The sequence below is a fragment of the Streptomyces sp. H27-H5 genome, from assembly GCF_026627505.1.
In the GTDB taxonomy this organism is placed as follows: Bacteria; Actinomycetota; Actinomycetes; order Streptomycetales; family Streptomycetaceae; genus Streptomyces.
In genome coordinates, this window is record NZ_JAPNLK010000105.1 from 1 (window position 1) to 24,807 (window position 24,807).

A 24,807-nucleotide genomic window follows, 5' to 3' on the forward strand; every position below is an offset into this window, starting at 1 on the left:
CCTTCGAGTTCCGCATCAACGGCGAGGACCCCGGCCGCGGCTTCCTGCCCGCCCCCGGCACCGTCACCCGCTTCGCACCCCCCTCCGGCCCCGGCGTCCGCCTCGACGCGGGCGTGGAATCCGGCTCCGTCATCGGGCCGGCCTGGGACTCCCTCCTGGCGAAGCTGATCGTCACCGGCGCCACCCGCGAACAGGCCCTCCAGCGCGCGGCCCGCGCGCTCGCCGAGTTCGAGATCGAGGGCATGGCCACCGCCCTCCCCTTCCACCGCGCCGTCGTCACCGACCCCGCCTTCGCCCCGACGGAAGGACCCTTCACGGTCCACACCCGCTGGATCGAAACCGAGTTCGTCAACGACATCAAGGCGTTCGTGGCCCCGGCCGCGGAGGACGCCGAGGACGAGCCCGGCCGCGAGACCGTCGTCGTCGAGGTCGGCGGCAAGCGACTGGAGGTCTCCCTCCCGTCCTCGCTGGGCATGACCCTGGCCCGCACCGCCGCCGCCGGCGGCGCCAAGCCCAAGCGCCGCGCCGCCAAGAAGTCCGGCCCGGCCGCCTCCGGCGACACCCTCGCCTCCCCGATGCAGGGAACCATCGTCAAGATCGCCGTCGAGGAAGGCCAACAGGTCAACGAAGGCGACCTGATCGTCGTCCTCGAGGCCATGAAGATGGAACAACCCCTCAACGCACACCGCTCCGGCACCATCGTCGGCCTCAAGGCCGAAGTCGGCGCGTCCCTCACCTCCGGCGCCACCATCTGCGAGATCAAGGACTGACCACCGTCCCGTTCTCACCTCGAAGGCCCCGCCCGGTGATCCGGGCGGGGCCTTTCGACAACGGGGCCCTCGCCAACGGGGCCTTCGACAAAGGGACCTGGGCGACGTCAGGGCCTTTCGACGTCAGGGCCTTTCGACGTCGGGGTCCGGCGGCGTCAGGGCCTAGCGACGCCGCATGTCCGCGACCCGTGCCCGTTCTCCGGCCTGCTGTTCCAGCAGCCCGGCGGGCGCGCTGCGCAGTTGGGCGGTCGGACCGCCCCGCCGCTGTACCGGCAGCGGGGAATCCCGACGGGGTCGACGCCCCTGCATCCCGTCCCCACCGCCGGAGGCGACCGCGCCGGCCACCGTGATCTGCACGCCCTGATCGGCCAGCGCCTGCAGTTCCGTACCCGCCCGTTCGTCGTGCGGTGGCGGCTCGTCGGTCACCAGCCGCGTCATCACGTCCGTGGGCACGGTCTGGAACATGGTGTCCGTACCGAGCTTGGTGTGGTCGGCGAGTACGACGACCTCCGCGGCGGCCTGCACCAGCGCCCGGTCCACGCTCGCGGAGAGCATGTTCGAGGTGGAGAGCCCGCGCTCGGCGGTCAGTCCGCTCCCGGACAGGAAGGCCCGGGACACCCGCAGCCCCTGGAGGGACTGCTCGGCGCCGCTGCCGACGAGCGCGTAGTTGGACCCGCGCAGCGTGCCACCGGTCATCACCACTTCCACCCGGTTGGCATGGGCCAGCGCCTGGGCGACGAGCAGCGAGTTGGTGACGACGGTCAGTCCGGGCACCCGGGCGAGCCGGCGGGCCAGCTCCTGGGTCGTGGTACCGGCGCCGACGACGATGGCTTCGCCCTCTTCGACGAGGCCGGCCGCGACATCGGCAATGGCGGTCTTCTCCGCCGTCGCGAGATGAGACTTTTGCGGAAAGCCGGACTCTCGCGTGAATCCGCCCGGCAAGACCGCACCGCCGTGCCGGCGGTCGAGGAGTCCTTCTGCCTCCAGTGCCCGCACGTCCCGCCGTACGGTCACTTCGGAGGTCTGGACGACGCGGGCGAGCTCACGAAGCGATACCGCTCCGTTGGCCCGCACCATTTCGAGGATCAATTGGCGACGTTCTGCAGCGAACACGAAACTGACAGTAACCCCAACGACCGTCTGCTTTCAGCTCTTTACGCCGGAATACCGAAGTTGTCCGTAAGGTGGGTCGACTAGTGGTATACGCGGTCGGACAGTTTCGTGAACAGTCCGCCACACCACTCCCTGCCGCCCCAACCTCCCTGTGGACAAAGGCGCTTGACGGTGCCTACGCCTCGCCGGCGGCCTTCCGGTTGTGCAACTGGCGTGCCGCCTCCGCGATCGAACCGGACAGCGAGGGGTACACGGTGAACGTGTTTGCGATCTGCTCGACCGTCAGGTTGTTGTCGACGGCGATCGAGATCGGGTGGATCAGTTCGCTCGCGCGCGGCGCGACGACCACGCCACCGACGACGATGCCGGTGCCCGGGCGGCAGAACAGCTTCACGAAACCGTCCCGGATGCCCTGCATCTTGGCGCGCGGGTTGCGCAGCAGCGGGAGCTTCACCACGCGGGCGTCGATCTTCCCGGAGTCCACGTCGGCCTGCGTGTAGCCGACGGTGGCGATCTCCGGGTCGGTGAAGACGTTCGAGGAGACCGTCTTGAGGTTCAGCGGGGTCACCGCGTCGCCGAGGAAGTGGTACATCGCGATGCGGCCCTGCATGGCGGCGACGGAGGCGAGCGCGAAGATCCCGGTCACGTCACCGGCGGCGTAGACGCCCGGCGAGGAGGTGCGGGAGACCTTGTCGGTCCAGATGTGCCCGGACTCCTTGAGGCGGACCCCGGACTCCTCCAAATTCATGTTCGCGGTGTTCGGGATCGCGCCGACCGCCATCAGGCAGTGGGTGCCGGTGAGGACGCGCCCGTCGGACAGCGTGACCTCGACCCGGTCGCCGACCCGCTTGGCGGACTCGGCGCGGGAGCGGCCGATGACGTTCATGCCGCGTCGCCGGAACACGTCCTCCAGGACGGCGGCCGCGTCGGGGTCCTCGCCCGGCAGCACCCGGTCGCGCGAGGACACCAGGGTCACCCGGGAGCCGAGCGCCTGGTACGCGCCGGCGAACTCCGCGCCGGTGACGCCCGAGCCGACCACGATGAGTTCCTCGGGGAGCTCCTCCAGGTCGTAGACCTGGGTCCAGTTCAGGATCCGCTCGCCGTCGGGCATCGCGTCCGGGATCTCCCGGGGGGTGCCGCCGGTCGCGATCAGCACGGCGTCGGTGGTGAGGATCGTCTCCGTGCCGTCGGCCGCGGTGACGATCACGTCCCGGGTGCCGTCGATGCCCTGGGGGCCGCCGAGCTTGGCGCGGCCGCGCATGACACGGGCGCCGGCGCGGGTGACGGAGGCGGTGATGTCGTGGGACTGGGCCAGCGCGAGGCGCTTGACTCGTCGGTTGACCTTGCCGAGGTCGACGCCGACGACGCGCGCGGCCTGCTCGATGTGCGGGGTGTCGTCCGCGACGACGATCCCCAGCTCCTCGTACGAGGAATCGAAGGTCGTCATGACCTCGGCGGTCGCGATGAGGGTCTTCGATGGCACGCAGTCGGTGAGCACCGACGCACCGCCCAGACCGTCGCAGTCGACGACGGTCACCTCCGCGCCGAGCTGGGCGCCCACGAGGGCCGCCTCATATCCGCCGGGTCCGCCGCCGATGATCACGATCCGGGTCACGAAAACTCCGCCTCACGTCTACCCGGCCGGTGCCGCCCCCGGCCGGGGGTTCCGGGAATCTCCCCGGGGGATGCATTCCGTGCCCCATTGTCCCGCACGCATCAAGGTGCTTCACGCCCGGTCCCGCCATCCGGGCACGCGTCGATCCCCGCCCCTCCCGTACCCTCGACCACATGTCGCTCTACGCCGCGTACGCCGGCAACCTCGACCCGCGGCTGATGACGCGCCGCGCTCCCCATTCGCCGCTGCGCGGCACGGGCTGGATCAACGACTGGCGGCTGACCTTCGGCGGCGAGCAGATGGGCTGGGAGGGCGCACTGGTCACGGTCGTCGAGGCCCCGCGTCACCAGGTCTTCGTCGCGCTGTACGACGTGGCCCCGCTGGACGAGGACTCCCTGGACCGCTGGGAGGGCGTCGGGCTCGACATCTATCGCCGGATGCGCGTGCGGGTGCACACCCTGGACGGCGAGGAAGCCGCCTGGATCTACGTCCTGAACGGTTACGAGGGCGGTCTGCCCTCCGCGCGCTACCTCGGCGAGATCGCCGACGCCGCCGAATCCGCGGGCGCCCCGCACGACTACGTGATGGAACTCCGCAAGCGTCCCTGCTGACGCCCACCGGCTTCGGGACGATTCGGCGGAAACGACAAGGCAACGATCCGAACACCGTGAGCTGCGCCATCTACGCGCGTAGGCCATCAGCGGTTACGCTCGTCCGGTGAACGCATCTGTTACCGACCCCTTCGCCGACGCCACCGCCGCAGCCGCCCGCCTGCGTGAGCTGACCGGCGCCGAATCCCACGATGTCGCCCTCGTCATGGGCTCCGGCTGGGCCCCCGCCGCAGAGGCGCTCGGTGCGCCCGAGGCCGAATTCCCCGTCACCGAGCTGCCCGGCTTCCCGCCGCCCGCGGTCGAGGGCCACGGCGGCAAGATCCGCTCGTACAAGATCGGCGACAAGCGCGCGCTGCTCTTCCTCGGCCGGACCCACTACTACGAGGGCCGCGGCGTCGCCGCCGTCGCCCACGGCGTCCGTACCGCCGTCGCCGCCGGTTGCAAGACCGTCGTCCTGACCAACGGCTGTGGCGGTCTGCGCGAGGGCATGAAGCCCGGCCAGCCCGTCCTGATCAGCGACCACCTGAACCTCACCGCGACCTCGCCGATCGTCGGCGCCAACTTCGTGGACCTCACCGACCTCTACTCGCCTCGCCTGCGCGCGATGTGCAAGGAGATCGACGAGACCCTCGAAGAGGGCGTCTACGTCCAGTTCCCCGGCCCGCACTACGAGACCCCGGCCGAGATCAACATGATCCGCGTCATGGGTGCCGACCTGGTCGGCATGTCCACCGTGCTGGAGGCCATCGCCGCCCGTGAGGCCGGCGCCGAGGTGCTCGGGATCTCCCTGGTCACCAACCTGGCGGCGGGCATCTCCGGCGAGCCCCTCAACCACGAAGAGGTGCTCCAGGCCGGTCGTGACTCGGCCGCGCGCATGGGCAAGCTGCTGACCCAGGTCCTCGCCCGCATCTGAGCGGGGACAGCCACCGGCACCGTACGAGAGGTAAGGCGGAAGTAGTGCAGGAACAGGACGACCTGATCACCCGGGCGCGGGCCTGGCTGGCGGAGGACCCGGACCCGGAGACCGCGGCCGAGCTGCGCGCGATCGTCGAGGCCGGGGACACCGCGGAGCTCGCGGACCGTTTCTCCGGCATGCTCCAGTTCGGCACCGCCGGACTGCGCGGTGAGCTGGGCGCGGGTCCGATGCGGATGAACCGCAACGTGGTCATCCGGGCCGCGGCGGGCCTGGCGGCCTACCTGAAGGCCCAGGGCCACGACGGCGGCCTGGTCGTCGTCGGCTACGACGCGCGGTACAAGTCCGCGGACTTCGCCCGCGACACCGCCGCCGTCATGGTCGGCGCCGGGCTGCGCGCGGCCGTCCTGCCGCGTCCGCTGCCGACGCCCGTCCTCGCCTTCGCCATACGGCACCTGGGCGCCGTCGCCGGCGTCGAGGTGACCGCGAGCCACAACCCCCCGCGGGACAACGGCTACAAGGTCTACCTCGGCGACGGCTCCCAGATCGTCTCCCCGGCGGACACCGGGATCGCCGCGGAGATCGACGCGATCGCCGCGCTCGCGGACGTGCCGCGTCCGGAGTCCGGCTGGGAGGACCTCGGCGACGAGGTCCTGGAGGCCTACCTGGCCCGTACGGACGAGGTCCTGACCCCCGGCTCCCCGCGGGGCGTGCGAACCGTCTACACGGCCATGCACGGTGTCGGCAAGGACGTCGTGCTGGCGGCCTTCGCCCGCCACGGCTTTCCGACGCCGGTGCTCGTCGCCGAGCAGGCGGAGCCGGATCCGGCCTTCCCGACGGTCGCCTTCCCGAACCCGGAGGAGCCCGGCGCGATGGACCTGTCCTTCGCGACGGCCGCCGAGGCGAACCCGGACATCGTGATCGCGAACGACCCCGACGCGGACCGCCTCGCGGTGGCCGTCCCCACCGACGACGGCGGCTGGCGGATGCTGCGCGGCGACGAGGTCGGCGCGCTGCTGGCGGCCCACCTCGTCCACAAGGGCGCCCGGGGCGTCTTCGCCGAGTCGATCGTCTCGTCCAGCCTGCTGGGCCGGATCGCGGAGGCCGCGGGCGTCGGTTACGAGGAGACCCTGACGGGCTTCAAGTGGATCGCCCGCGTGGAGGGTCTGCGCTACGGCTACGAGGAGGCGCTCGGCTACTGCGTGGACCCCGAGGGCGTCCGCGACAAGGACGGCGTCACCGCCGCCCTGCTGGTGGCGGAGCTGGCCTCGGAGCTCAAGGAGCAGGGTCGCACCCTGTCCGACCTGCTGGACGACCTCGCGCTGGTCCACGGCCTGCACGCCACCGACCAGTTGTCGGTCCGTGTCTCGGACCTGTCGGTCATCGCCTCGGCGATGGCGCGGCTGCGCGCGCAGCCGCCGACGTCCCTGGCGGGCCTGCGCGTCGTCACCGCGGAGGACCTGAGCCGGGGCACGGAGTCCCTCCCGCCGACGGACGGCCTGCGATACCACCTCGACGGTGACCACACGGCCCGGGTGATCGTCCGCCCGTCGGGCACGGAGCCGAAGCTGAAGTGCTACCTGGAGGTCGTGGTGCCGGTGGCGGAAGCCTCCGACCTGGCCCCGGCCCGCGTCCGCGGGCAGGAGATCCTGGACGCGATCAAGAAGGACTTCTCGGTGGCGGCGGGCATCTAGCCCCTCTCGCCCCTCGCACGGCTCGGCCCCCGGAGCTTCCGCTCCGGGGGCCGTCGTGTCGTCCGGGCCGGGCCGTCCGGGCCGGGCCGTCCGGGCCGGGCCGGTGCCTACGGGGTCGGGGACGCCTTCGGCGTCGTCGACGGGCGGACCACGTCCCCCAGCGTCGCCACCGATTCCGGGCGCGAGCGCACGGCCTCGCCGCACTCCCACGCGCGCGGCGGGTCCGCGTCCGGCCCGCCCAACACCACCGGGCCGGGTCCCGCCGACACCGCGTCGCTGTCGGCGAGCGTGCACACCAGCTGCGACAGCGCCACCGGCGGCAGGTCCTCCGGCTTGCGGCTCAACCGCACCGTGCCCGCCGGGTCGCCCGCGCGCACCGGCACCACCTGGAGCCCCTCCGGTACCCCGGTCGTGAAACCGGCGTCCCGTTCCGCTGCGGACGGCTCCTTCTCCAGCGCCTCCAGCAGGGCCTGCGCGGCCAGGACCAGCGGGTCGCGCACCGGCCGCTTCTCGGGTACCGGGATCACCCGCTCGACGTTCACCAGCTGCGATCCGCACACCAGCGCCACCGTGGCGCGGAACCCCTGCACCCCGCTCTGCCCGCCGGCCTGCTCGGGGGTGTCGCAGGACACCCGCGAGGGCGCCGCGCCGACGTCCACGGGTACGGTCGTGGCCCGGATCCCGCACCCGGTGGCACCGGTCAGCAGCACGCCGAGGGCGATGCCCGCGAGGGCCCTACGCGTCCGCGTCACGGATGACCGCCTTCCCCACGTCCACCGGCAGCCGCAGCGTGAACTGCGCCCCGCCGTCGGCCCCGTTGGCGGCGCTGATGTCGCCGCCGTGAATGTGCGCGTTCTCCATCGCGATCGACAGGCCCAGCCCGCTGCCGTCGGACTTGGGACGGGACGCGCTCGCCTTGTAGAAGCGGTCGAAGACGTGCGGGAGGACCTCTTCGGGAATGCCCGGCCCGTTGTCCTCGACCACGATCACCAGCCACTCCCCGTCGACGGCCAGCGACACCCGCACCGGCGAACCGCCGTGCTTGAGCGCGTTGCCGATCAGGTTGGCCAGGATCACGTCGAGGCGTCGCGGGTCGAGCCGGGCCACGATCCCGCGCTCCGCGTCGAGTTCGACGGCGTCGAGCCAGGCGCGGGCGTCGATGCACGCCGTGACCTGGTCGGCGACGTTCACGTCGTCCAGCACCAGTCGGGCCGTCCCCGCGTCGAAGCGGGTGACCTCCATCAGGTTCTCGACCAGGACGTTGAGCCGCCGGGTCTCGCTGACCACCAGGGCCACCGCCGGCGCGATCATCGGATCGAGGTCGTCGACCTCCTCCTCCAGCACCTCGGCGACCGCCGTCAGCGCCGTGAGCGGCGTACGCAGCTCGTGGGACATGTCCGCGACGAACCGTCGGCTGGACTCCTCCCGCGCGCTCATGTCCGCGACCTTCTTCTCCAGCGCCTCCGCCGTCTTGTTGAAGGTGTGCGCCAGGTCGGCGAGTTCGTCGGTCCCCGACACGTCCAGCCGGTGGTCCAACTCCCCTTCGCCCAGCCGTCGCGCCGCGTCCCCCAGCCGCTGTACGGGCCTGAGGACGGTGCGCGCCGCGGCCTGGGCGAGCAGCGCGGAGCAGAGCAGTGCCAGACCGGTCGCGATCGTCAGCGACCAGCCCAGCGCGTTGAGGTCGTCACGCTCCTGCGCCAGCGACTTGTACATGTAGCCCGTCGGGCCGCCGCCCACGATCCGCGTCCCGCCGACCAGGTACGGATTGCCGCGCGGCTTCGTCCGCTGCCAGTACATGTGGTAGTCGGCGTCGTTGGCGGCCGTCGTCTTCTGCCGGTCGTTCACCGCGTTCTGCAGGGACTTCGGCACGTCGTTCAGTCCGAAGGTGTCCGGGCCGGCCGCGCCGAACACCTTGCGGCCGTCCTTGCGTTCGTCCACCAACAGCACGCTGTACCCGGGGCTGCTCCCCGCCATCAACTCGGCGGTGCGCTGCATCTCGTCGGGCGTCGGGTCGCCGGGCAACGCGGCGGCACGGTTCTGCATCTCCTGGCGGAAGTCCCCCAGGGCCGCGTCCTGGGTGCGGGTGAGCACCGCCTCGCGGTTCAGCCAGTACGCGATGCCGGAGGCGGAGACGGCGGCCGTCAGCGCCACCAGCGAGAACACCATGAGGAGCCGCAGCCGCAGGCTGGTCCAGCGCCGGCCCGCGAACAGGGCTCTGATCACTGCGGGGAGTCCAGCCGGTAGCCGACGCCGCGAACGGTACGGATCAGGGTCGGTGAGGACGGCACTTCCTCCACCTTGGCGCGCAACCGCTGCACGCAGGCGTCGACGAGGCGCGAGTCACCGAGGTAGTCGTGCTCCCAGACCAGCCGCAGCAACTGCTGCCGGGACAGGGCCTGACCGGGTCGGCGGCTGAGTTCCAGCAGCAGGCGCAGTTCGGTCGGCGTCAGCTGGAGGTCCTCGCCGTTCTTCGTCACCGTCATCGCCGCCCGGTCGATGACCAGGGAACCGAAGACCGCGGAGTCGCTCGCCTCCCGCTCGCCGCGGCGCAGCACGGCCCGGATGCGGGCGTCGAGCACCCGGCCCTGGACGGGCTTGACCACGTAGTCGTCGGCACCCGACTCCAGGCCCACCACGACGTCGATGTCGTCGCTGCGGGCGGTGAGCAGGATGATCGGCAGCTGGTCGGTGCGGCGGATCCGCCGGCACACCTCGAAGCCGTCGATCCCGGGCAGCATCACATCCAGCACGATCAGGTCCGGCCGCTGCTCGCGCAGCAGTTTCAGGCCGTCCTCGCCCGTCGCCGCGGTGGCCACACGGTGGCCCTGGCGTGACAGGGAAAGTTCGAGGGCCGTGCGGATGGCGTCGTCGTCCTCGATCAGCAACAGGAAAGGCACGGGCTCATTCTGTCCCATCAGCCGTTGGGACTTCGACAGTCCTGAGGTGGAGATCGCTCACAGGCCCCTGTGACAGGCCTGTGACAGTCGAAGGACAACCCGGTTATCTCCGCCGGGCAGTCTTCATACCAACGAACGGACCGAAGCAGACTCCACGACGGGGGGCGCGAGATGAACACGCTGCACAGCACCACCACCAGCGCGGTTGTCACGCGGCTGCACGATGTGAACCGCCGGGCGGGTGTCCGTACGGCGACGGTCGCCCGTCCGCGACCGACGCACCCTGTAGCCATCGACGCGAACACGTACCAGGCGGTTCCCGCCGCACGGATCCCGTCCTCCTCGGAGGCCGAGTTCACGGCGTACGTCCAGGAGCGGCGGGCCGCCCTCTACGCGACGGCCTTCCACCTCACCGGCGATCGCCACGAGGCCGAGGACCTGCTCCAGAGCGCGCTGTTCTCCACCTACCGCGCCTGGGACCGGATCAGCGACAAGGCCGCCGTCGGCGGTTACCTGCGGCGCACGATGACGAACCTGCACATCAGCGCCTGGCGTCGGCGGAAGCTGAACGAGTACCCGACCGAGGAACTGCCGGAGACGGCCTCCGACACGGACGCGATGCGCGGCACGGAGCTGCGCACGGTGCTGTGGCAGGCACTGACCCGCATCCCGGAGCCGCAGCGCACGATGCTGGTGCTGCGGTACTACGAGGGCCGCACGGACCCGGAGATCGCGGAGATCCTGGGCATCAGCGTCGGCACGGTGAAGTCGAGCATCTGGCGGTCGCTGCGGCGCCTGCGGGACGACGAGGCGCTGAGCTTCGGCCGCGACGAGTCGGACTCCTTCGGCGAGCTCGTCGCCTGACACGAACCAACGGGGGTTGGACCACGGGGCCGGGGGGCCCGTCCTACGGGGGTGGGGCGGGGGTCGCGGGGGGGGAAGAGGCGGGATCAAGCGGCCGGGGGTCCGCGTGATCCCGCCTTTTCGCGTGCCCGTCCACGGGCGCCGCGGGCGGGGCCCCGGCGGGGTCAGGCGGAGGCGGGGGCGCGGTGCCGGCCGGCGGCGCAGGCGGCCAGCCGGCCCAACGCCTCGTCGCGGCCGCAGGCGTGGGCGCCGAGGGTGGTGTGCCGGGCGACGATGTCCCGCTCGGCCCGCATCAACCGCCAGCCCCTGCGCAGCAGGAACGGCAGGGACTTGCGGCCTTCCCGCAGGTCCCGCGCGAGGCGCCGGCGGAAGGTCGTCGAGGGCCGCCCCCGCAGGCAGATCGCGTCGGCGAGCAGCCCCAGGTCCTGGCAACGCGCCACGATGTCCGCCGCGAAGATGCCCTCGGCGATGAACAGGGGGGTCCGCGCTATGTCCAGGGTCTCGGTCCCGGTCCGCGAGGACGTCGCGATGGAGTACGTCGGGACCTCGGTCCGGCCCACCGCGCAGAGTCGGGAGATGGCGGTGACCGCCGACTCCGCGTCCCAGGACAGCGGGGAGTCCCAGTCGATGTCGGAGCTGCCCTCGACCAGGGGGAGGGTCGGGTCGTCCGCCTCCTTGTAGAAGTCGTCCAGGCGCAGCACGGGCAACCCGGAGCGGGCCGCGAGCGAGGACTTGCCGGAGCCCGAGGGTCCGGTCAGCAGCACGACACGCGTTGGCAGAGGAGAGGAACAGCTCACGGGACACCAGTGTGAACCATGACCCGCGGTATCGATACACCGGCGACGTGCCCTGCGAGCACTCTCACACCCGCGCGGCCGGTTGGTGTCGACAGCCGCACCTCCACTACGCTGCGTGCGCACGCGACTACGACCACAGGCGGGATCCTCATGGCACGTCACGCAGCACCCGGCAACGGCGCCGGCGCGCGCGCCCTTCGCGGCGCGGGCCTCACCCTGACCATGGCCGGCGCGGCCCTGGCGATGGCGGCGGGGGGCGCCCAGGCCGGTGAACTCTCCGTCCCGGCGGCCCTGGCGGGCGTCGCCGACCCGATCTCCAACCTCAAGGTGAACCCGCTCGCCCACACCGGCGTGGACCCGCTCGACAACGGCGTGGCCACCAAGATCGCGGACTTTCCGTCGGTCGGCACGGGCATGGTCACCGGAGTGCTGACCCAGGGCCCCTCGGTCGGCGAACTCCCCACCGCGGCGGCGTCCTCGCTGCTCGGGCCGCTGCTCCCGGCGGCGGGCACGTAGGCACGCGGGTACGGGAAGGCCCCGGCAGCACGGGGGTCGCTGCCGGGGCCGGTCCAGGGGCGGGCCGGGTCCGTCTAGTAGGACGAACCGCCCGAGCCCAGCGAACCCGTGGGGTGCCAGACCGTCTTGGTCTCCAGGAACGCCGTCAGGCGCGAGGTGCCAGGGTCGGCCGTCCAGTCGTCCACAGGCTGTGGACGCAGGACGCGCTTGAGGTTGTCGGCCGCCGCGATCTCCAGCTCCTTGGCCAGCGCCACGTCGGCGCCCGCCAGGTCGATCGCGTTGACGTCCTGGTGGGACGCCAGGTGCGGGCCCATCTCGCCGGCCTTGCCGGACAGGATGTTGACCACGCCGCCGGGCAGGTCGGAGGTGGCCAGCACCTCGCCCAGGGACAGCGCGGGCAGCGGGGACTTCTCGCTCGCGATGACGACCGCGGTGTTGCCCGTGGCGATCACCGGGGCGATCACGGAGATCAGGCCCAGGAACGAGGAGTCCTGCGGGGCGACGACCGTGACCACACCGGTCGGCTCCGGAGTGGACAGGTTGAAGAACGGACCCGCGACCGGGTTGGCCCCGCCCACGACCTGGCCGATCTTGTCGGTCCAGCCCGCGTACCAGACCCAGCGGTCGATCGCCGCGTCCACGACCGCTGCGGCCTTGGACTTCGACAGCCCCTCGGCCTCGCCGACCTCCCGGACGAACTGCTCGCGGCGGCCCTCCAGCATCTCGGCGACGCGGTAGAGGACCTGGCCGCGGTTGTACGCGGTCGCGCCGGCCCAGCCGCCGAAGGCCTTGCGGGCGGCGACGACCGCGTCACGGGCGTCCTTGCGGGAGGACAGCGGGGCGTTGGCCAGCCACTTGCCCTTGCTGTCGGTCACTTCGTACACCCGGCCGCTCTCGGAGCGGGGGAACTTCCCCCCGACGTACAGCTTGTAGGTCTTGAAGACACTGAGGCGGTTCTGCTGCTCAGACATCGAGGTAGCCCTCCAGGCCGTGACGGCCGCCTTCGCGCCCGAAGCCCGACTCCTTGTAACCGCCGAAGGGCGAGGTCGGGTCGAACTTGTTGAACGTGTTGGCCCAGACGACTCCCGCGCGGAGCTTGTTCGCGACCGCGAGGATGCGCGAGCCCTTCTCCGTCCAGATGCCGGCGGACAGGCCGTACTGGGTGTTGTTGGCCTTGGCGACGGCCTCGTCGGGCGTACGGAACGTCAGCACGGACAGCACCGGGCCGAAGATCTCGTCGCGGGCGACGGTGTGCGCCTGGGTGACGTTCGTGAAGAGCGTCGGGGCGAACCAGTAGCCGGCGGACGGCAGTTCGCAGGCCGGGGACCAGCGCTCGGCACCCTCGGCCTCGCCGGTCTCGGCGAGCGCGGTGATCCGGGCGAGCTGCTCGGCGGAGTTGATCGCGCCGATGTCGGTGTTCTTGTCGAGCGGGTCGCCCAGGCGCAGCGAGGAGAGGCGGCGCTTGAGGGAGTCCAGCAGCTCGTCGTGGATCGACTCCTGGACCAGCAGGCGCGAGCCCGCGCAGCAGACCTGGCCCTGGTTGAAGAAGATGCCGGTGACGATGCCCTCGACGGCCTGGTCGATCGGGGCGTCGTCGAAGACGATGTTGGCGCCCTTGCCACCCAGCTCCAGGGTGACCTTCTTGTCGGTGCCGGCGACGTGGCGGGCGATCTTCTTGCCGACCGCGGTCGAGCCGGTGAAGGCGACCTTGTCGACGTCCGGGTGCTCGACGAGGGCCGCGCCCGCGTCGCCGTACCCGGTGAGGATGTTGACGACACCCTTGGGCAGGCCCGCCTGGCGGCAGATGTCCGCGAAGAAGAGCGCGGACAGCGGGGTGGTCTCGGCGGGCTTCAGCACGACCGTGTTGCCGGTGGCGAGCGCCGGGGCGATCTTCCACGCGAGCATCAGGAGCGGGAAGTTCCACGGGATGACCTGGCCGGCCACACCGAGGGGGCGCGGGTTCGCGCCGTAGCCGGCGTGGTCGAGCTTGTCGGCCCAGCCCGCGTAGTAGAAGAAGTGCGCGGCGACCAGCGGGAGGTCCGCGTCGCGGGTCTCCCGGATCGGCTTGCCGTTGTCCAGGGTCTCCAGGACGGCCAGCTCGCGGCTGCGCTCCTGGATGATCCGGGCGATGCGGAAGAGGTACTTGGCGCGCTCGGAACCGGGCAGCGCGGACCACTTCTCGAAGGCCTTGCGGGCGGCCTTGACGGCGCGGTCCACGTCGGCGGCGCCGGCCTGGGCGACCTCGGCCAGGACCTCCTCGGAGGACGGCGAGACGGTCTTGAAGACCTTGCCGTCGGCGGCCTCGGTGAACTCGCCGTCGATGAAGAGCCCGTAGGACGGGGCGATGTCGACGACCGAGCGGGACTCGGGGGCGGGTGCGTACTCGAAAAGGGATGCCATGGTGATCAGTCCACCGTCACGTAGTCGGGACCGGAGTAACGGCCGGTGCTCAGCTTCTGGCGCTGCATCAGCAGGTCGTTGAGCAGGCTGGAGGCGCCGAAGCGGAACCAGTGGTTGCTCAGCCAGTCCTCGCCCGCGGTCTCGTTGACCAGGACCAGGAACTTGATCGCGTCCTTGGTCGTGCGGATGCCGCCGGCCGGCTTCACGCCGATCTGGATCCCGGTCTGCGCCTTGAAGTCGCGGACGGCTTCGAGCATGAGCAGGGTGTTGGCGGGGGTGGCGTTCACCCCGACCTTGCCGGTGGACGTCTTGATGAAGTCCGCGCCGGCCATCATGCCGATCCAGGAGGCCCGGCGGATGTTGTCGTACGTCGACAGCTCGCCGGTCTCGAAGATGACCTTGAGGCGTGCGGCGGTGCCGTCGGGGCGGACGCAGGCCTCCTTGACGGAGCGGATCAGCTCGTACGTGTCCAGGTAGCGGCCGGCGAGGAAGGCGCCACGGTCGATGACCATGTCGATCTCGTCGGCGCCGGCGGCGACGGCGTCGGCCGTGTCGGCGAGCTTCACGGGCAGGGCGGCACGGCCGGCGGGGAACGCCGTGGCGACGGAAGCCACCTTGACGTCGGCGCCGTTCAGCGCCGCCTTGGCGGTGGCCACCATGTCGGGGTAGACGCAGACCGCGGCGGTCATGGGCGTCGTACGGTCGGTCGGATCGGGGTTGACGGCCTTGTGGGACAGCGCCCGGACCTTGCCCGGGGTGTCCGCACCCTCGAGCGTCGTCAGGTCGATCATCGAGATGGCCAGGTCGATGGCATAGGCCTTGGCCGTCGTCTTGATCGAGCGGGTGCCGAGGGAGGCCGCGCGGGCCTCCAGTCCGACTGCGTCTACGCCGGGCAGCCCGTGCAGGAAGCGGCGCAGCGCACTGTCGGACGTCGTCACGTCGGCGAATGCGGTGAGGGTGGTGGGCATGGTCACCACATGAGCATATCTACGCGCGTAGCGGCCTGTCACCCCCCTCCCCCGAATCAACCGAAAACGCATGCGTTCTCCGAACGACCGCACGTCGTGACGATCCGGTGACAGGAACAGGATCGTCCGACCGCACAAGATCCATAGATTTCTCCTCAGCAGCCCGCCACACCTGACCCGGTGAACCAGACCGACCAGACTCAACGCGGCATGCGACTCTCCTCCACTTTCCTCACCCACGCTCCAGGAGTCGTTATGCGTACCGCCCTCCGCACCTCGATCGTCACCGCCGCCCTCGCCGGCGCTCTCCTCGCTCCCGCCGCCGGAGCGTTCGCCGCTCCCGCTCCCCAGGCCGTCACGGCGGTGTCCGGGACCACGTCGGGCAGCGACCGTTACGCCGGGGAGATGGTCCTCGTGGCCGAAGGCGTGCTGGCGGTGCTGCGGAACGAGTCCGAGGGCCCCGAGGTGTGGCTGCGCGCCGTCGGCCCGGACTGGAAGCCCTCGGACGGCTGGGCGGGTCACGTGTACGACGTGCTGAGCCGCACGCACACCGGCGCCACGGTCAACGGGTACACGTTCACGCTCGTCGAGGCGGACACCGCGACCCCCTCGCTGACGGTCCGCGGGCCGGCGGGCACCGACAGCCACCCGCTGCCGAAGGGCAAGCCGTCCACCGAGCCTTCCACGAAGCCGTCGGCCCAGCCGTCCGTGAAGCCTTCCGCGAAGCCCTCGACCGTCCCCTCCGCGAAGCCCTCCGCCAAGCCGACCGTCGTGTCGTCCGCGAAGCCCTCGGCCGCGGCGGGCGTCCCCGCGAAGACCGACGTGAAGGCGCAGACGGCGGTCGTCCCCCGGGGCCCGGTCGCCGCGGGCGCCGAGATCGCCGGCCCGGACACGGACGACAGCAGCACGGTCGCGGCCGGCGCCGGCCTCGTGGCGATCTTCGCCGCGCTCGGCGCGGCGGCGCTGCACCTCTCCCGCCGTTCCCGCAGTCGCGCCTGACCGCCGCCGATCCCCTCGAACACGCCCTGCGGCGGGTCACCTTCACGGTGGCCCGCCGCAGGGCGTTCCCCTTCCCGCTTCCCGCCCGAGCCCCACCGGCCCCGTTCCCGGAGCACTTCCATGGCCCATCGCGCCCGCCCCCTGCTCGCCGCCGCCCTCCTCGCGCCCGTCGCCCTGGCCGGTTGCGGCGGCTCCGCCCGCCCCGCCGGCGAGGCCGCCACGGCGCCGCCGCGCATCGCGGCCTCGCCCGCGCGGGACGCCTCCCCGGCGCCGGCCGCGCCGCCGGCGGCGCTCACGCCGCTGCCCGCCTCGGAGCCGGTGCGGGTACGGATCCCCGCGGCGGGCGTCGACACCTCCCCCGTGCTCCGCCTGGGGTTGGAGAGCGACGGGACCGTCCAGGTGCCCTCCGTCGCCGACGGGGACAAGATCGGCTGGTACACCAAGGGCGTCACCCCGGGTCAGACCGGGCCCGCCGTGCTGATCGGCCACTTCGACACCGCGCGCGGGCCGGCCGTGCTGAAGGACGTCTCCAGGGTCCGCGTCGGCGACGAGATCACCGTGTCCCGCGCGGACGGCGGCTCCGCCGTCTTCCGGGTGCGCGAGCTGGAGCAGGTCGACAAGAAGAGCTTCCCCACCGCGAAGGTGTACGGGAACACCACCCGCCCGGAGCTGCGCGTCGTCACCTGCGGCGGCGAGATCACCGACGGCCACCGCCCCGACAACATCATCCTGTACGCCGATCTCGTGGGGTGAGACGGCGTGAGGCACAATCGGGCGCATGAGCAGCCAGCAACCCCCTGACGAGCCGGTGTACGACGACCGGGTCTACCGCTCGCCCATGGCCATCGTCACGGGCGTGCTGATGCTCGGGATGGTCGCCTGGCTCTGCGGGGACGCGGTCCTGCGCGGCGAGGGGTCGACGCGGTGGGTGGCGCTGGCCATCGCCGTGTGCGCCGTGCCGCTCATCGTGGCGTTCACCTTCCGGCCCGCCGTCTTCGCCAACGACGACCGCATGCGGGTGCGCAATCCCTTCCGCGTGATCGAGCTGCCCTGGGCGGCCGTGGACGCGGTGCGCGCCGGGTACTCGGCGGAGGTGCTGGCGGAGGGTTCCACCTACCAGCTGTGGTCCGTGCCGGTCTCGTTGCGCGAGCGCAAGAGGGCGCAGCGCCCCGCCGGCCGGCGGGGCGGGTTGACCGGCCGCGGGTTGTCCCCGGATCCGGCTCCGGCCGGCGCCGCGGTCGACGAGCCGCCGCGGGCGGGCGCCGACAAGGTCGTGGACGAGCTGCGGGAACTGGCCGAGCGCGGGGCCACGCGCGCGGGGGCGCAGGGCGAGGTGCGGGTCCGGTGGTCGTTCGAGATCATCGCGCCCGCCGTGATCGGCGCGGTCGCGCTGATCGTGCTGCTCGCCACCGGCTGAAACGCCGCGCAGTCCCTCGCCACCCGCCGGAACCACCGCCACCGGGGCCTGCGTCCTCGCTGGTGTGCAGCGTCATGAGGGCGGCGGCAGCGCCGCCATAGATCTCCGGCTCCGGCTCCTGGGCGGGGCCCTGCTGGCCGCCCATCTCCTCGTCGTCGGCTGGTTGAGCCTGCGGCCACTGGACGTGCCCTGGGCGGCGGCCGCGAACCTGTCCCCGCTGGAGGGGATCCGGGCGGACCTCGCGTACGGGCCGTTCGAGGCGGCGTGCCGGATCGGCAAGGGGCTGGCCCTGCTGGCTCCGCTCGGGGTGTTGTTGCCGCTCGTCGGCGGGCGGCTCGCGCCGTCACCGCTGGCCGCGTGGTCCTCGTTGGCCCGGACGGCGGCCGCGGGGGCGTTGGTGTCGCTGAGCATCCTGATGTTGCAGACGGCGGTCCCGGGTCAGGTGGTCGACGTGGACTCGCTGTTGCTGAACACCGCCGGGGTGTTGATCACGCACGCGACGGTGGTGCCGGTCCTGAGGGCCCGGCTGAGGCGTTCTCAGGGGCACACCCCGAGAATCACCAGGGTCGACCTCGGCCCCTGGACCGAGGTTTTGTCGGCGGTTCCCCGCGAGTATTGAGGCATCGCAGGAAAGCGATCCCATACGAAGGAGAATCCCCATGAGCGCGATTACCCGCCCCCGTGACGGACGGATGATCGGTGGCGTCTGTGCCGGTCTCGCGCAGCGTTTCGGAATCAAGGCGAAGACGATGCGGATCATTTTCGTCCTGTCGTGCCTGCTGCCGGGTCCGCAATTCCTGATCTACCTGGCGCTGTGGGTGCTGCTGCCGAACCAGAAGTACGCCGCCGCTTCCGCCCACACCGCCTGGTAGTCCGTTCCGACGCTTCGATCAGGCCGCCCGCTGGACCTTCTCCAGCTGCTTGTCCGCCACTTCCCGGGGGACCTGCGCCTTCTTCTCGGCGGCGGCCACGTTGAGGGCCATGAGCCGCACCACGGTGTCGCCCTCGCGCACGACCACCAGGTGGACCTGGGCGGAGACGCCCTGGGCGGCGGCGGTCGTGGTCCAGCTGACGCTCTCGTCGCCGCCGGTCTCGTAGGCGACGGGCTTCACGTCGCGGTAGCTGCCGGTCTGCTTCTGCACGGTGGCCGCGAATCCGGAACCGCAGGCGGCGACGGCGTCGCGCAGGCGGGAGATCAGCCGCTTGGCGTCCTTCTCCGCGTAGGAGCTGACGGAGGCGGAGACGGCGAGGCCGACCTGCTTCTGGGATCCGACGCCCCGGTTGACGGTTTCCCGCGCGGCCGGGTCGGGCTTGTCGCCCATGATGTCGGCGAGCGGCTGGCAGGGCTTCTTGTCGGATTGCGGCTGGCCGTCGGGGGCGTTCGGGTTCTTGCCCTGGGCGGAGATCTGGTAGCCGGCGAGGTCGCCCTGTTCGAGTGCGGACCGTTCCAGTCTGCTGCCGCCCTTCTTCGGCGCGGCCGAACCGGCGGGGGCTCCGGGCGCGCCCGAGGACGGGTTCGGGGCCGAGGCGGAGCCCTTGGGGTCCGGGGCCTTGTCGGTCTCCGGGGTGCCCGTACCGCTGCAACCGACCGCTCCGAGAAGGAGGGCGGGGAGCAGTGCGGCCGTGGCCGCTCCGAGCTTGACTGGTGCCTTCAGGCGCATGACCGATGACCTCATACCGCGTGCGTTGGCGGGCAGTTGACGGTGATCGTGGCACACGACGCGACGTGGCGCACACCTGCTCGAAGCGGTGTGCGCCATGCGTACTCGCGTGCGGATCGCGGCCTGGTCAGCCGCCGAGCGCGCCACCGACGGGCAGGCCGCCGAGCGTGGGGCCGAGGGAGTCGGTGAGCTGGCCGAGCGGGGCCGCGGGGTCGCTCGCCTGACCCTTGTCGGCCTTCACGTGCTGCTGGCTGGTGGCGGTCTGGAGGGCGCCCGTGACGGGGCCCAGTGCGTCCGTGAGGCCGACGGCGGGGACGGCGGCGGCGGAACCGGCGGCGGCGGCGACGGCGGCGACGGCACCGAGAGCGGCGAGGCCGAAGGTCTTGGCAGCTGACTGCTTCATGAAGGATCGTCCTTGCGACGGGGAATTGAGCGGCTCCGCAAACTAGTCACTTCAAACCCCGACCCGCAAACATCTGTAAATACGAGAAAGCGCCCGGGAATTGCTCCTCCCGGGCGCCTTCGGTCCGTCATGTCGTGGCCTAGGCCGAGACAGAACCGCTGGTCGAGGCCGTCTGCCGGAACAGCCATTCCGACTTCAGCTCCGCATAGCCGGGCTTGATGACCTCGTTGATCATGGCCAGTCGTTCATCGAAAGGAATGAACGCGGACTTCATCGCATTGACGGTGAACCACTGCATGTCGTCCAGCGAGTAGCCGAAGGTGTCGACCAGGTGCTCGAACTCGCGGCTCATGCTCGTACCGCTCATCAGCCGGTTGTCGGTGTTGACGGTCAACCGGAAGTGCAGCTTGCGCAGCAGGCCGATCGGGTGCTCGGCGTACGAGGCGGCCGCGGCCGTCTGCAGGTTCGACGTCGGGCACATCTCCAGGGGGATGCGCTTGTCGCGGACGTAGGAGGCCAGGCGACCCAGCTTCACGGAGCCGTCGGCGGCGACCTCGATGTCATCGATGATCTTCACGCCGTGACCCAGGCGGTCGGCGCCGCACCACTGCAGGGCCTGCCAGATCGACGGAAGGCCGAAGGCCTCGCCCGCGTGGATGGTGAAGTGGTTGTTCTCGCGCTTGAGGTACTCGAAGGCGTCGAGGTGGCGGGTGGGAGGGAACCCGGCCTCGGCGCCGGCGATGTCGAAGCCGACCACGCCGTTGTCGCGGTACCGGTTCGCCAGCTCGGCGATCTCCAGCGCGCGGGCCGCGTGGCGCATCGCGGTGAGCAGCGCGCCGACGCGGATGCGGTGGCCGTTCGCCTTGGCGCGGCGCTCGCCCTCGCGGAAGCCGTCGTTGACCGCCTCGACGACCTCTTCGAGGGTCAGGCCGGCCTCCAGGTGCTGCTCGGGGGCGTAGCGGATCTCGGCGTACACGACGCCGTCCTCGGCCAGGTCCTCGGCGCACTCCGCGGCGACCCGGAACAGGGCGGCCTTCGTCTGCATGACGGCGCAGGTGTGCGCGAACGTCTCCAGGTAGCGCGGGAGGGAGCCGGAGTCGGCGGCTTCCCGGAACCAGATGCCCAGCTTGTCGGCATCGGTCTCGGGAAGGTTCTCGTAGCCGGCCTCCTGCGCCAGCTCGATGATGGTCCCGGGGCGCAGTCCACCGTCGAGGTGGTCGTGCAGGAGCACCTTCGGGGAGCGGCGGATCTGATCCGGGGTGGGCACGTTGAGGGTCTCGCTCGTCATCTGGGCACTCTAGCTCCTACGCGCGTAGAGCATGGTGTCCCCGACGGCCGTCGATACGTAACAGTGACCGTGCGGACGGGTGGAGTACACCTGTCGGTCTGAGACTGTTCCGCCATGGCACAGCATGCGCCGCCGGCGCGCGGGGCCCGCCTGGGGCGGGCGGCCGGCGCGAACGGCCCGGTCACGACGGTCAGTGGTGTGGTGCTCCTCCTCCCCGGGGCGTCCAGATGGTCCCCCGGGCCGCTGCGCCCGCTCGCGCGGGCGCTGGCGCGCTCGGGCGCGGCGCACGGGCTGGTCGCGCACCCCGTCGTGCACGGGGCCGGGGCCCGGGAGGAGGACGCCGAGTGGGCGGCGGACGAGGTGGTGCGCCGGTACGGGGACGTGCCCGTCTGCCTGGTCGGCTACGACGCCGGGGGCCGGGCGGTGCTGCGCGCGGGGGGCCACGCGGCGGTCAACTCGGTTCTCGCGCTCGCCCCCTGTCTGGGCGGGCCCTCCCCGGAGGAGCCCCCTGAGCCGGTGAGGCAGCTCTCGGGGCGGCAGGTGCTGATCGTGCACGGGACCAACGACGCGCGCAGCGACCCGGAGTCCTCCTTCCTGCTGGCGACGCGGGCGAAGAAGGCGAACCGTTCGACCTGCCGCTTCGAGGTGCACTCGGACGGGCACGGGCTGCGCGAGCACCAGGCGGAAGTGGTGGCGCTGGGCGTGGACTTCGTGCTCGGCGCGGTGTTCTCGGGCCGGTACTCGCGGCCGGTCACGGACGCGCTCGCCGCGCCGCCGCCGCTGGGTCTGCGGATGCCGCTGGCCTCCGGTTTCGGCCGGTCCCTGCGGGGCTGACGCGCGGATCCCGGCGGGCCGTCCGGGACGGTGCGCCGGGGTCAGCGCACCACGTGGACCCCGGGCGCGTCGTGGCGGCCGCCCAGCAGGCCCGTGGCGCGGTCCAGGACGGTGCCCAGCGAGCCGGCGGTCGGCGCGGTGGCGAGTACGTACGCGTGGTGCCGCGCGCCGGTCGGCGGGCGGCGGACGACGGCCCCGCGCGGGACCTCCAGGTGGACCCGGACCACGCCGGGCACGGCCCGGGCCGCGGCGATGCCGGGGCCCGCCCCGTCGGTGCGCCAGCCGGGCGGGAAGTCCACGTACCGCAGGCCCGCGTGGGCGGCGCGATGCCGACGCGGCGGGTCGGGGAGGCCCAGTCCGGCGGCGAGCGCCAGTCCGAGCACGTCGGTGCCGTGGGCGAGCCGGAGCAGGTGGGTGAGCTCGTCGGCTCCGGGTCGGGCGTGGGCCTCGATCAGCCGGGGGCCGCGGGGGGTGAGCACGACCTCGGTGTGGGACGGGCCGTCGCGGTGGCCGGCGAGGTCGAGGACCGCGCGGACCAGGGACCTGACGGCTTCGGCCGCCGTCGCGTCCAGGGCGACCGGCAGCCGATGGCCGGTCGCGGTGAGGTCGGGGCCGGCGGCGGGGATGCGCCGCGACCAGCCGAGGATCCGGTGGCGGCCCTCCCGGGAGAGGGTCGAGACGGCCAACTCGGGGCCTTCGAGGTACTCCTCGACGAGCAGGTCGGTGACGGCCGGGTAGCCGCGGGCGGCGGAGCGGGCCCCGGCCGGGTCGGCGACCAGCCGTACACCCTCTCCGTCGGCGCCCCAGCGGGGCTTGATGACGCAGGGGTAGCCGATGAGGGTGGTGATGAAGGGGATGAGGTCGGCGCGGCCGCAGCGGGCGAAGGAGACGGGGTGGGTGGCGTGGAGGCCGTTGGAGCGGACCCGCAGGGCGGCCTTGTCCATGAGGGCGGTGACGGCTGCGGTGGGGGTGCCGGGCAGGCCGAGTTCCTCGTTGGCGCGGGCGGCGGCGAGGGCGCCCGCGGGGTCGAAGCCGAAGACGGCGGCCCGGCCGCGGCGGACCTCCTCCAGCCGGGCGACGGCCCCCACGAGGCGCGGGTGGTCGCGCCAGTCCGTCCGTACCCGCCGCTCCGCCCCCTCACGGTCGGATGGCACCGATGGATCCGGCGCGACCACCACGGTGCGCGCGCCCGCACGGCGGGCGGCCGCGACCACGGCGGGGCGAGGACTCAGCAGGACTGCCACGGGCCGGTGCCGTTGGTCGGCCGTCCGCTGCCGCATACCGCGCTCCCCCTTCACGCCGTGGCTCCACTGTGCCGGTTCGGCATATGCCGCAGGCGGTCGGGCGGGCGTCGTCTTGCCGCCTTGCGGGAACACGAGGGGTTTACAAACATTCACAGGCCGGGACGAATATGCATATGCCAGCCGATGAAGTCCGAGACATGGGCGAACTGAGCCCCGCGGCGCGGCGCCTCTACGCGTTCGCGGTGGAGCGGCACGCCTTCACGCCTCCGGAGGCGACGGCGGCGCTGGGCGTGCGGGCGGCCGCGGCGATCACCGAACTGGCGGCGGCGCACCTGCTCCAGCGGTCCCCCGACGCCGGACCGGAACGGTGGAGCGCGGTGGCCCCCCGGGCGGCGGCGGCCCGGGCGCTGGCCCCGCTGGCCCTGCTCGTGCGCGAGACCCACGACGAGATGGACCGGCTGCGGGGGCGGCTGGAGCGGCTGGTGCCGGCGTACGAGGCGGGGGCCGCGCACCGGGACCTGAGCGGGGCCGGCCGGCTGGAGCTGGTGACCGACCTGGGGGCGGTACGGGGGCTGATCGCCGAGCTGGCCGCGTCGGCCGAGGAGGAGATGCTGACCTCGCAGCCGGGCGGCGGGCGGCCCCTGGAGGTGTTGGAGGAGTCGATCGGGCGGGACGAGGCGCTGTTGGCGCGCGGGGTCCGGATGCGGACGATCTACCAGCACACGGCCCGGTACTCGCGTCCGACCGCGGCCTACGTGGAGCGGGTGACGGCGCTGGGCGCGCAGGTGCGGACGCTGGGCGACGGGCTGATGCGGATGCTGGTCTTCGACCGGCGCACGGGCCTGATGGCGGTGCCGGACCGGGGCGGGGCGGCCCTGGTGGTGCGGGAGCCGAGCGTCGTGCACTTCATGACGTCGGCGTTCGACCGCTCCTGGCTGGACGCGGAGCCGTTCCCGGTGACGGTGAGTCCGGAGGCGGCCCGGACGCTGTCGGACGAGCTGCGGCAGACCATCGTGCGGCTGCTGTCGGAGGGGCTGGAGGACAAGGTGATCGCGCGCCGGCTCGGGATGTCGGAGCGGACCTGCCAGCGGCACATCGCGGAGATCATGCGGGCGGTGGGGGCGAAGTCCCGCTTCCAGGCAGGGTACTTGCTGTCGACGGCGGCGGCCCTGGAGCCGGCCGCCCCGCAGGAGTAGGCACACGGCCAGCCCGGGGCCCGCGGGGCGGTGCGCGGCCTGCGGCACGGCCGGCGCGCGGCCGGCGGCTCAGCCGGCTCGTCCCTGCTCGGCCCGGCCGTCAGATCGGGCCCTGCAACTCCGGGATCAGGCGGCCGCGCCGGGACAGCAGGAAGCGCTTGAACTCCGCGACCGGGGGCGTGTCGGGGTGTCCGTCGAGCCAGGCGACGCCGATCTCGCGGACGGCGCGGGGCGCCGTCACCGTCAGTTCGACCACCCCCGGCCGGGCCACGGCGGGCGGCGGCAGCAGGGCGACGCCGAGGCCGGCCGCGACGAGGCCGCGCAGGGTCTCGGCCTCCTCCCCCTCGAAGGCGACCTTCGGGGTGAACCCGGCCTCCGCGCACAGGTCGTCGGTGATGCGGCGCAGGCCGTAGCCGGGCTCCAGGGTGACGAAGGTTTCCTCGGCGGCCTCGGCCAGCCGGATCCGTTTGCGGCCGGCGAGGACCCTGATGGTTAATTCGTGTGGCTGAGGGTGCTGGTGGGAGCGGGTGGGCAGGTTGTTCCTGTGTCGGTAGGGTCCGGCCGGGGAGGGGCTTGTTGTGTCGATGTCGCCGCGGTCGTGGCCGGA

The 24,807-nt window shown here is 72.3% G+C and carries 27 protein-coding genes; 13 read left to right on the forward strand and 14 right to left on the reverse strand.

Annotated features, from left to right (window positions below):
* The coding region (locus OTB19_RS35115; RefSeq protein WP_267802789.1) for a biotin/lipoyl-containing protein at positions 1 to 770 on the forward strand (770 nt) is incomplete at its 5' end.
* Between the two features lie 162 nt (positions 771 to 932).
* Here the strand turns inward: OTB19_RS35115 and OTB19_RS35120 are convergent.
* Positions 933 to 1,847: a DeoR/GlpR family DNA-binding transcription regulator gene (locus OTB19_RS35120; RefSeq protein WP_053682709.1), complete on the reverse strand. Its 915-nt coding sequence runs from the start codon at positions 1,845 to 1,847 to the stop codon at positions 933 to 935.
* 211 nt (positions 1,848 to 2,058) lie between these two features.
* Positions 2,059 to 3,498, reverse strand: coding sequence for an NAD(P)H-quinone dehydrogenase (locus OTB19_RS35125; protein ID WP_267802790.1), 1,440 nt, complete (start codon positions 3,496 to 3,498; stop codon positions 2,059 to 2,061).
* Positions 3,499 to 3,671: 173 nt separating this feature from the next.
* On the opposite strand from OTB19_RS35125, the gene OTB19_RS35130 reads away from it, so the two are divergent.
* The 3 genes from OTB19_RS35130 to OTB19_RS35140 all read left to right on the forward strand — a co-directional run bounded on the left by OTB19_RS35130 (position 3,672) and on the right by OTB19_RS35140 (position 6,716).
* On the forward strand, positions 3,672 to 4,109 hold the full coding sequence (locus tag OTB19_RS35130; RefSeq protein ID WP_053682711.1) for a gamma-glutamylcyclotransferase: 438 nt from the start codon (positions 3,672 to 3,674) through the stop codon (positions 4,107 to 4,109).
* Positions 4,110 to 4,215: 106 nt separating this feature from the next.
* On the forward strand, positions 4,216 to 5,022 hold the full coding sequence (locus tag OTB19_RS35135; protein WP_053682712.1) for a purine-nucleoside phosphorylase: 807 nt from the start codon (positions 4,216 to 4,218) through the stop codon (positions 5,020 to 5,022).
* A 44-nt stretch (positions 5,023 to 5,066) separates the two neighbouring features.
* Complete coding sequence (locus OTB19_RS35140) at positions 5,067 to 6,716, forward strand: phospho-sugar mutase (RefSeq protein WP_267802791.1); 1,650 nt, start codon at positions 5,067 to 5,069, stop codon at positions 6,714 to 6,716.
* A 107-nt stretch (positions 6,717 to 6,823) separates the two neighbouring features.
* On the opposite strand, the gene OTB19_RS35145 is transcribed toward OTB19_RS35140, so the two are convergent.
* From OTB19_RS35145 to afsQ1, 3 genes are read right to left on the reverse strand one after another with little or no spacing between them, the layout of a single operon-like run.
* The gene (locus OTB19_RS35145) at positions 6,824 to 7,468 is read right to left on the reverse strand and encodes a GerMN domain-containing protein (protein WP_267802792.1); all 645 of its coding nucleotides are present in this window, start codon (positions 7,466 to 7,468) and stop codon (positions 6,824 to 6,826) included.
* Entirely contained in the window at positions 7,452 to 8,882 is a 1,431-nt protein-coding gene (locus tag OTB19_RS35150) for a sensor histidine kinase (protein ID WP_267802808.1), read from the reverse strand. Before OTB19_RS35150 ends, OTB19_RS35145 begins: the two co-directional genes overlap by 17 nt.
* 53 nt (positions 8,883 to 8,935) lie before the next feature.
* Positions 8,936 to 9,613, reverse strand: a complete 678-nt coding sequence (afsQ1, locus tag OTB19_RS35155) for a two-component system response regulator AfsQ1 (RefSeq protein WP_180291024.1) — start codon at positions 9,611 to 9,613, stop codon at positions 8,936 to 8,938.
* A gap of 171 nt (positions 9,614 to 9,784) precedes the next feature.
* Between afsQ1 and OTB19_RS35160 the strand changes: the two genes are divergently transcribed.
* The gene (locus tag OTB19_RS35160) at positions 9,785 to 10,477 is read left to right on the forward strand and encodes a SigE family RNA polymerase sigma factor (RefSeq protein WP_267802793.1); all 693 of its coding nucleotides are present in this window, start codon (positions 9,785 to 9,787) and stop codon (positions 10,475 to 10,477) included.
* 164 nt (positions 10,478 to 10,641) lie between these two features.
* Here the strand turns inward: OTB19_RS35160 and OTB19_RS35165 are convergent, their stop codons facing one another.
* On the reverse strand, positions 10,642 to 11,310 hold the full coding sequence (locus tag OTB19_RS35165; RefSeq protein WP_267802809.1) for a uridine kinase family protein: 669 nt from the start codon (positions 11,308 to 11,310) through the stop codon (positions 10,642 to 10,644).
* A gap of 114 nt (positions 11,311 to 11,424) precedes the next feature.
* Here OTB19_RS35165 and OTB19_RS35170 point away from each other — a divergent pair, with 114 nt between their 5' ends.
* Positions 11,425 to 11,790, forward strand: coding sequence for a hypothetical protein (locus tag OTB19_RS35170; protein WP_267802794.1), 366 nt, complete (start codon positions 11,425 to 11,427; stop codon positions 11,788 to 11,790).
* Positions 11,791 to 11,864: 74 nt separating this feature from the next.
* Here OTB19_RS35170 and OTB19_RS35175 read toward each other — a convergent pair whose 3' ends face one another.
* The 3 genes from OTB19_RS35175 to deoC are packed head-to-tail and all read right to left on the reverse strand — an operon-like array spanning position 11,865 to position 15,158.
* The gene (locus OTB19_RS35175; RefSeq protein ID WP_053682718.1) at positions 11,865 to 12,761 is read right to left on the reverse strand and encodes an aldehyde dehydrogenase family protein; all 897 of its coding nucleotides are present in this window, start codon (positions 12,759 to 12,761) and stop codon (positions 11,865 to 11,867) included.
* Positions 12,754 to 14,190 carry an aldehyde dehydrogenase family protein gene (locus tag OTB19_RS35180; RefSeq protein ID WP_267802795.1) on the reverse strand — a complete coding sequence of 479 codons (1,437 nt, stop codon included), beginning with the start codon at positions 14,188 to 14,190 and terminating at the stop codon, positions 12,754 to 12,756. Before OTB19_RS35180 ends, OTB19_RS35175 begins: the two co-directional genes overlap by 8 nt.
* Positions 14,191 to 14,195: 5 nt before the next feature.
* On the reverse strand, positions 14,196 to 15,158 hold the full coding sequence (gene deoC, locus OTB19_RS35185; protein WP_267802810.1) for a deoxyribose-phosphate aldolase: 963 nt from the start codon (positions 15,156 to 15,158) through the stop codon (positions 14,196 to 14,198).
* 255 nt (positions 15,159 to 15,413) lie between these two features.
* Here deoC and OTB19_RS35190 point away from each other — a divergent pair, with 255 nt between their 5' ends.
* The 5 genes from OTB19_RS35190 (at position 15,414) to OTB19_RS35210 (ending at position 18,446) form a co-directional block, all read left to right on the forward strand.
* Positions 15,414 to 16,157, forward strand: a complete 744-nt coding sequence (locus OTB19_RS35190; protein WP_267802796.1) for a hypothetical protein — start codon at positions 15,414 to 15,416, stop codon at positions 16,155 to 16,157.
* A 120-nt stretch (positions 16,158 to 16,277) separates the two neighbouring features.
* Positions 16,278 to 16,910 (forward strand): class F sortase, encoded by a 633-nt coding sequence (locus tag OTB19_RS35195; RefSeq protein WP_267802797.1) that lies wholly within the window; start codon positions 16,278 to 16,280, stop codon positions 16,908 to 16,910.
* A gap of 25 nt (positions 16,911 to 16,935) precedes the next feature.
* Positions 16,936 to 17,574, forward strand: a complete 639-nt coding sequence (locus OTB19_RS35200; RefSeq protein WP_267802798.1) for a PH domain-containing protein — start codon at positions 16,936 to 16,938, stop codon at positions 17,572 to 17,574.
* A gap of 64 nt (positions 17,575 to 17,638) precedes the next feature.
* Positions 17,639 to 18,193 carry a VanZ family protein gene (locus OTB19_RS35205; RefSeq protein ID WP_267802799.1) on the forward strand — a complete coding sequence of 185 codons (555 nt, stop codon included), beginning with the start codon at positions 17,639 to 17,641 and terminating at the stop codon, positions 18,191 to 18,193.
* 40 nt (positions 18,194 to 18,233) lie between these two features.
* Positions 18,234 to 18,446, forward strand: coding sequence for a PspC domain-containing protein (locus tag OTB19_RS35210; RefSeq protein WP_267802800.1), 213 nt, complete (start codon positions 18,234 to 18,236; stop codon positions 18,444 to 18,446).
* A gap of 18 nt (positions 18,447 to 18,464) precedes the next feature.
* Here the strand turns inward: OTB19_RS35210 and OTB19_RS35215 are convergent, their stop codons facing one another.
* The 3 genes from OTB19_RS35215 to OTB19_RS35225 all read right to left on the reverse strand — a co-directional run bounded on the left by OTB19_RS35215 (position 18,465) and on the right by OTB19_RS35225 (position 20,926).
* On the reverse strand, positions 18,465 to 19,235 hold the full coding sequence (locus tag OTB19_RS35215; protein WP_267802801.1) for a hypothetical protein: 771 nt from the start codon (positions 19,233 to 19,235) through the stop codon (positions 18,465 to 18,467).
* Between the two features lie 127 nt (positions 19,236 to 19,362).
* Positions 19,363 to 19,638: a hypothetical protein gene (locus OTB19_RS35220; protein WP_267802802.1), complete on the reverse strand. Its 276-nt coding sequence runs from the start codon at positions 19,636 to 19,638 to the stop codon at positions 19,363 to 19,365.
* Between the two features lie 139 nt (positions 19,639 to 19,777).
* The gene (locus tag OTB19_RS35225) at positions 19,778 to 20,926 is read right to left on the reverse strand and encodes an adenosine deaminase (protein ID WP_267802803.1); all 1,149 of its coding nucleotides are present in this window, start codon (positions 20,924 to 20,926) and stop codon (positions 19,778 to 19,780) included.
* Between the two features lie 114 nt (positions 20,927 to 21,040).
* Between OTB19_RS35225 and OTB19_RS35230 the strand changes: the two genes are divergently transcribed.
* Positions 21,041 to 21,760 carry an alpha/beta hydrolase gene (locus OTB19_RS35230; protein WP_267802804.1) on the forward strand — a complete coding sequence of 240 codons (720 nt, stop codon included), beginning with the start codon at positions 21,041 to 21,043 and terminating at the stop codon, positions 21,758 to 21,760.
* Positions 21,761 to 21,801: 41 nt separating this feature from the next.
* Here the strand turns inward: OTB19_RS35230 and OTB19_RS35235 are convergent, their stop codons facing one another.
* The gene (locus OTB19_RS35235; RefSeq protein ID WP_267802805.1) at positions 21,802 to 23,040 is read right to left on the reverse strand and encodes an ATP-grasp domain-containing protein; all 1,239 of its coding nucleotides are present in this window, start codon (positions 23,038 to 23,040) and stop codon (positions 21,802 to 21,804) included.
* Between the two features lie 161 nt (positions 23,041 to 23,201).
* On the opposite strand from OTB19_RS35235, the gene OTB19_RS35240 reads away from it, so the two are divergent.
* Complete coding sequence (locus OTB19_RS35240; RefSeq protein WP_267802806.1) at positions 23,202 to 24,200, forward strand: helix-turn-helix transcriptional regulator; 999 nt, start codon at positions 23,202 to 23,204, stop codon at positions 24,198 to 24,200.
* A 100-nt stretch (positions 24,201 to 24,300) separates the two neighbouring features.
* Here the strand turns inward: OTB19_RS35240 and OTB19_RS35245 are convergent.
* Positions 24,301 to 24,807: LysR substrate-binding domain-containing protein (locus tag OTB19_RS35245; protein WP_267802807.1), on the reverse strand; the 507-nt coding region annotated here is incomplete at its 5' end.